The following is a 6,687-nucleotide window of genomic DNA, read 5'->3' on the forward strand; positions in this document are numbered from 1 at the left end:
GCCATCCGTGGTGCGGACGGCCCCTTCGGCGTTTCCGCTCGCCCCTGCCGAAGTGCGCCCATGGATAAGTGTGTTGGATAAGTGTGTACTGCAGGTATTTTGCCTTTCCGTTGTGCTGTAGCGGGATGGCGCACGCTCCGCAGACTGTTGACGGGGTTGTACCTCGCCGTGGCGTCGTGGGTGCCCGGCGTGGTTGCAGGCATGTTTGGGCATGTTTGGGCACATTGGGAACACCATCACGGAGGTGTGCGCCATGGCAGACGCCGCATTGCGGCTGACCGATCTCGCCGAGGAGTTGCTGGGGGAGAAGCTGCCGGTCCGTATCCGGGCCTGGGACGGCAGCGAATCAGGACCGCCCGGTGCCCCCGTCCTCGTCATCCGGAACCGCCGCGCGCTGCGCAGGCTGCTCTGGAAGCCGGGTGAACTGGGCCTGGCCCGCGCGTGGGTGGCGGGCGAACTCGATATCGAAGGCGATCTGTACGAGGCCCTGGACCTGATGGCCTCGCTGATCTGGGACCGCGGCGTGGAGGCCAAGGACAGCGTCCACCCGGTCCGCGACCCGAAGGTGCGGGCCTTCGCCAAAGGGCTGTTGCAGCTCGGCGGCCCCTGGCTCCCGCCGCCCCCGCCGCCCGAGGAGGTACGGCGCCGCACCGGCACCCTCCACACCAAGCGGCGCGACAAGGAGGCCATCAGTCACCACTACGACGTGGGCAATGACTTCTACGAACTGGTCCTCGGTCCCTCCATGGTCTACTCCTGCGCCTACTGGGAGGACGACGGAAACCTCGAGGACGCCCAGCGCGACAAGCTCGACCTGGTCTGCCGAAAGCTCGCGCTGAAGGAGGGCGACCGGCTCCTCGACGTCGGCTGCGGCTGGGGCTCCATGGCCCTGCACGCCGCCCGCGAATACGGCGCCCGGGTCACCGGAGTGACCCTCTCCGTCGAACAGGCCGCCTACGCCAGGAAGCGCATCGCGGAAGAGGGCCTGACCGACCGGGTCGAGATCCGGGTCCAGGACTACCGGGACGTCAGGGACGGCCCGTACGACGCCATCTCGTCCATCGGCATGGCGGAACACGTCGGCTCCGTCCGCTTCCGCGAGTACGCCGACGACCTCTACGCACTCCTCAAGCCCGGCGGCCGGCTGCTCAACCACCAGATCGCCCGCCGCCCCGAGAAGGACGAGTCCGCGTACCACGTGGACGAGTTCATCGACGCCTACGTCTTCCCGGACGGCGAACTGGCCCCGGTGGGACGGACCGTGACCACCCTCGAAGAAGCCGGCTTCGAGACCCGTGACGTCGAGTCGATCCGTGAACACTACGCACTGACCCTGCGCACCTGGGTCGCCAACCTGGAGAAGCACTGGGAGCGGGCGGTCCGGATGACCTCGCCCGGTCGGTCCAGGGTCTGGCGCCTCTACATGGCCGCCTCCGCCCTGTCCTTCGAGCACAACAAGATCGGCGTCAACCAGATCCTCGTGGTGCGTCCGGCGGAGGGCGGGGTCTCCCGCATGCCGCTGAGGGCGCGCGTCTGGGGGGCGTCGGCAACCGGCTGACACCCGGACGTACCGGGGGCCGGTACGCGCAGTTCCGCACTGCGCGTACCGGCCCCCGGCCGTACCGTCCCGGCTCGCCTGGACGCCGCTACTCGGTCTTGATCGCCGTCAGCATGTTCAGCTTCGCGGCGCTGCGGGCCGGCCAGAGCGCGGCCAGCACACCCACGACCCCTGCCAGCACCAGGAAGACCGCGATCCGGTCCCACGGGATGACCAGCGCGTACTCCGGGATGTCCGACGACAGGGTCTGGCCGATCGCCCAGCCGAGGAACATGCCGAGCGCGACACCTACCACCGCGCCGAAGAGCGAGATGACCACGGCCTCCAGCCGGATCATGCGCTTCACCCTGCGCCGGTCCAGGCCGATCGCCCGCAGCATGCCGATCTCCTGCTGGCGCTCGAAGACCGACATCGCCAGGGTGTTGATGACCCCGAGCACCGCGATGATCAGGGCCATCGCCAGCAGCCCGTACATGATGTTCATCGCGAGGTTGACCGAGCCGCCGAACACGTCACGGATGTCCTGGCGGTTCATGATGCTCATCCCGGGGTTGTCGCCCAGAGCCTTCACCAGGGCCTGCTCGTTGGCCTCGCTCGCGCCGCCGTCCGTCTTCAGCCAGATCTCGCGGATGTCCGCCCGGCTGCCGTGCGCATCGGCGACGTTCTTCGGGACCAGGACCGGGGAGAGGAGCTCGTTCCCCTTGAAGACCGCCCCGACCTTCAGCTCGCCCTTCTTGTCGTCGTCGAACTTCACCCGGAGGGTGTCGCCGGTCTTCCAGCCGTTGGACTTGGCCGTCTTCTCGTCGACGGCGATCTCGCCCTTGTCCAGCGCGTCGATCGAGCCGGAGACGGTCGTCAGCGCGAAGAGCTTCTGCACATCGCCGGGGGTGACGCCGGACGCGGAGTGGTACTCGCCCTCGACCTCGAGCGAGGTGGCCTGCTGCGGCGAGACCGCCGAGACCCCGTCGGCCTTCTGCAGGGCGGTGAGCGCGGACTCGTCGAGCGGACCGCCGTTCGCCATCGTCACCATGTAGTCGGCCCTGATGTTGTCCGTGGTCATCCGGTCGACCGCCTGGCCGAGGGTGACGCCGAGGACCGAGATGCCGGTGACCAGGGTGAGGCCGATCGCCAGCGCGGAGGCGGTGGCACCGGTACGGCGCGGGTTGCGGACCGCGTTCTGCGCGGCCAGCTTACCGGCGACCCCGAACAGCCGCTTCAGCAGCGGGCGGACCAGCGCGATCACCGGCCGCGACAGCAGCGGGATCAGCACGATGACACCGATCAGCGCGAGGAAGGCACCCACGGCGATGACGGTCCGGCCGCCCGACCCGCCCCGGGACGCGCCCGCCACGATCGCCGCCCCGCCCAGCAGGGTGAGCACCGCGCCGATCGAGTTGCGCAGCACCAGGGACTTGACGGTGGCCGTCGCGTGCACGCTGTTCATCGCCGCGACCGGCGGGATCTTGGCGGCCCGGCGGGCGGGCAGCCAGGCGGCCAGTACGGTGATCAGGACACCGACGGCGAAGGCGGCGAGGACCGCGGTGGGCGAGACGACCAGCGGTCCGGCCGGGATCCTCCCGCCGAACAGGCCCATCGCGGAACGCAGTCCGATGGCGAGGCCGAGACCGAGGCCGAAGCCGACGACCGAGGCGATCACGCCGACGACGGCCGCTTCGAGGAGCACCGACCGCTTGACCTGGCGGCGGGAGGCGCCGACGGCGCGCATCAGTGCCAGCTCCTTGGTGCGCTGCGCCACCAGCATGGTGAAGGTGTTGGCGATCAGGAAGACACCGACGAACAGGGCGATGCCGGCGAAGGCGAGCAGCATCATGTTGAGACCGCTCAGACCGGTCTCGATCTGTTTGGCCTGCTCGTCCGCGAGAGCCTGGCCGGTCTTGGCCTCGGCGTCCTTGGGCAGCAGCGGCTTCACTCCGGCCAGCAGCTTCTCGGCGGAGGCCCCGGGCGCGGCGGACACGTTGACGTCCCTGAACACGCCGGGCCTGAGGTAGAGCTTCTGGGCTACCTCGGTGTCGAAGAGGACCAGACTGCCGCCCGCGTTGACCGCGCCGTCCTCGGTGGTGAAGACACCGGAGAGGGTGTACTCCTTCACCGGGCCGTTCGTGGCGACCCGGACCCGGTCACCGACGTGGTATTCGCCCCTCTTCGCGGTCTCCTTGTCGAGCGCGATCCGGTCGGCCGCGACCGGGCCCGTACCGTCGACGAAGGTGTACGCGGAGTCCTTGCCGTTCTTGCCGGGGGAGTAGTTCCCACCGGTGTTCGACCAGCCGTTGCCGATCAGCTTGCCGTCGGGGTCGGCTACCCCGGCGAAGCCGGAGACCCGGCCGGTGGCGGTGTCGACGCCGTCCAGGCCCTGGATCTTCTTCAGGGTGGCGGCGGTGATGCCGGGCGTCTTCTCGTCGCGCTGGTCGGCGTAGGTGGTGACGGCGACGGCGACGTTGTCATAGCTCTTCGCCGACTGGTTGCGCAGGGCATTGCCGAGGGTGTCGGTGAAGACCAGCGTGCCGGAGACGAAGGCCACGCCGAGCATTACGGCGAGTACGGTCATCAGCAGCCTGGCCTTGTGCGCGAGCACATTGCGCAGGGCAGTACGGAACATGTCTGTCAGTCCTGGGATGGGGAGGGGTTCCGGAAAGGGGCGCGGGGCAGGGCGGGCTTCAGCTGGTGCGGCCCTTGGCGTCGAACGCCTTCATCCGGTCGAGGACCCCGTCCGCGGTCGGGTGCAGCATCTGGTCGACGATCCGGCCGTCCGCGAGGAAGACGACCCGGTCGGCGTAGGAGGCGGCCGCCGGGTCGTGGGTCACCATCACCACGGTCTGCCCCAGCTCGCGCACCGAGTTGCGCAGGAAGCCGAGGACCTCGGCGCCGGAGCGGGAGTCCAGGTTCCCGGTCGGCTCGTCACCGAAGATGATTTCCGGCTGCGAGGCCAGGGCGCGGGCCACGGCGACGCGCTGCTGCTGGCCGCCGGAGAGTTCGGTCGGCCGGTGCGTCAGCCGGTCGGAGAGGCCCACCATGTCGATGACCCGGCGCACCCACTCGGCGTCGGGCTTGCGGCCCGCGATGTCCATGGGGAGCGTGATGTTCTCCAGCGCCGTCAGGGTCGGCAGCAGGTTGAACGCCTGGAAGATGAAGCCGATCTTGTCCCGGCGGAGCTGGGTGAGCTGCTTGTCCTTGAGAGAGCCCAGCTCCGTCTCACCGATCCGCACCGAGCCGCTGCTGAAGCTGTCGAGGCCGGCCACGCAGTGCATCAGCGTGGACTTGCCGGAGCCGGACGGGCCCATGATCGCGGTGAACTCGCCCTGCGGGAAGTCCACGGAGACCCGGTCCAGGGCCGTGACCCTGGTCTCGCCCTCTCCGTAGACCTTCGACAGATCCGTGGCGCGGGCAGCCACCGTCGTGACGCGGTGTGCGGTGGAAGTGGTGGTCACGGGAAATCTCCTGATTCGGGGCTCCGGCCGAGGCTTCGTCCGGGGTGCGTTTCGGCTGCGACCGGTGAGGTCCGGTCGCCTGGGAACCTCTCCATCGTCACCGCCGTATCGCCGCGGTTCGTCAGTCCCCATGCCCGTTCCCGGGGCCGTCTTGAGTCGCACCGAGGGGCCCCTGCGTCCTCCTCCGGTATGACACCGACCCTGAGGGCGTTCGCCCGGTCGGGTGGCGCGCCCATGGCGATCACTGGCGCGTGTCCGGCGAATGCGCCGCGCGAATGCGCCGTCCGGGTGCGGCGACTTTACGTCAATCCGGATTGCCGGCCGTCGTGCCCGCTACCCCGCCCAGGCATGTGACGATGCACCCTCGCGAGTGCTGACGACCCCTCAAACGGTCAATAAAATAAGACAACATCGCGCCACTGATCCGCTGATCGGAGGAAGTCCCCGGATAGGGTCATGTGCCAACGCGGAGCCGCGCGCCAGGCCCGGATGGTGGAATGCAGACACGGCGAGCTTAAACCTCGCTGCCCCTCGGGGGCGTACCGGTTCGAGTCCGGTTCCGGGCACCACCGCGCGCATGGGCCGAGGGGCGGAGCGCCGTGCGGCGGCCCTGCCGGCCGGCCGAGGAGGACGGCCACCCGTCCGCAGGTTCCCCAAAGATCCTCCCCAGGCACTAGTCTGATTCTTTTGCCTACCCATTACTCTTGTGGGAAGGCCGCGCACGGCGGCCATGGAGGAGTGAGATGAGGAGCAGCAACCCGGTCTTCTCGCGACGGGGCTTCAGCCGCGACAACGGATACGCGGGCTTCAACGCGGCGCCGCAGGCCGGGGCCCCCGTAGCGGGTGCCAACCCGTACGCGCAGGGCGCCGCCGCCAACCCGTACGCCACCAACCCCTACGCCCAGCAGGACACCCAGTACGGCGTTCCACAAGCACCGGCGCGCTCCGGTGCGATGACGATCGACGACGTCGTCACGCGCACCGCGATCACGCTGGGCACCGTGGTGCTCGGCGCCGCGCTCGCCTGGGCCCTGCTGCCGGTCGACGAGGCCAACCTCGGCAAGTCCTACGGCATCGCGATCGGCGCCGCCCTGGTGGCGTTCGTCCTGTCGCTCGTCCAGTCCTTCAAGCGCAGGCCGTCCCCGGCGCTGATCGTGTCGTACGCGGCCTTCGAGGGCGTCTTCCTCGGAGTGATCTCCAGCGCGGTCAGTACGTACATCGGGCCGGGCGTCGTGATGCAGGCGGTGATGGGCACCATGTGTGTCTTCGCCGGTGTGCTTCTCGCGTACAAGATGCGCTGGATCCGCGTCACCCGCCGCTTCTACGGCTTCGTGATGGCCGCTGCCATGGGCTTCATGCTCCTGATGGTGGTCAACCTGCTGTTCGCCGTCTTCGGCGGCGGCGACGGCCTGGGCTTCCGCAGCGGCGGCCTCGGCATCCTCTTCGGTGTCATCGGGATCATCCTCGGCGCGTGCTTCCTGGCCCTGGACTTCAAGCAGGTCGAGGACGGCGTCGCCTACGGGGCCCCCCGCGAGGAGTCCTGGCTGGCGGCCTTCGGCCTGACCATGACCCTGGTCTGGATCTACCTGGAGATGCTGCGTCTGCTCTCCATCCTCAGCGGCGACGACTGATGCGCGGCCCCGCGCCGGGAACGGCGCGGGAAACGGAACGGCCCGCAGGCAC

General features: G+C 69.2%; 4 protein-coding genes and 1 tRNA gene. 3 read left to right on the forward strand and 2 right to left on the reverse strand.

Translation table 11 applies throughout. From position 1 onward, the window contains the following. Positions 1–253: 253 nt before the first annotated feature. On the forward strand, positions 254–1,558 hold the full coding sequence (locus ACFU8Q_RS37680; RefSeq protein WP_384463515.1) for a class I SAM-dependent methyltransferase: 1,305 nt from the start codon (positions 254–256) through the stop codon (positions 1,556–1,558). 88 nt (positions 1,559–1,646) lie between these two features. Here ACFU8Q_RS37680 and ACFU8Q_RS37685 read toward each other — a convergent pair whose 3' ends face one another. Together ACFU8Q_RS37685 and ACFU8Q_RS37690 are read right to left on the reverse strand one after the other, a co-directional pair. Continuing rightward, positions 1,647–4,175 carry an ABC transporter permease gene (locus tag ACFU8Q_RS37685; RefSeq protein ID WP_384463518.1) on the reverse strand — a complete coding sequence of 843 codons (2,529 nt, stop codon included), beginning with the start codon at positions 4,173–4,175 and terminating at the stop codon, positions 1,647–1,649. Positions 4,176–4,233: 58 nt separating this feature from the next. Then, the gene (locus ACFU8Q_RS37690; RefSeq protein WP_266746612.1) at positions 4,234–5,004 is read right to left on the reverse strand and encodes an ABC transporter ATP-binding protein; all 771 of its coding nucleotides are present in this window, start codon (positions 5,002–5,004) and stop codon (positions 4,234–4,236) included. 483 nt (positions 5,005–5,487) lie between these two features. Here ACFU8Q_RS37690 and ACFU8Q_RS37695 point away from each other — a divergent pair. Continuing rightward, positions 5,488–5,573: transfer RNA gene (locus tag ACFU8Q_RS37695), tRNA-Leu, on the forward strand. A gap of 174 nt (positions 5,574–5,747) precedes the next feature. Continuing rightward, the gene (locus ACFU8Q_RS37700) at positions 5,748–6,635 is read left to right on the forward strand and encodes a Bax inhibitor-1/YccA family protein (RefSeq protein ID WP_384463522.1); all 888 of its coding nucleotides are present in this window, start codon (positions 5,748–5,750) and stop codon (positions 6,633–6,635) included. The last annotated feature ends 52 nt before the right edge of the window (positions 6,636–6,687 follow it).

Source organism: Streptomyces sp. NPDC057543, from assembly GCF_042801895.1.
Taxonomy (GTDB): Bacteria; Actinomycetota; Actinomycetes; order Streptomycetales; family Streptomycetaceae; genus Streptomyces.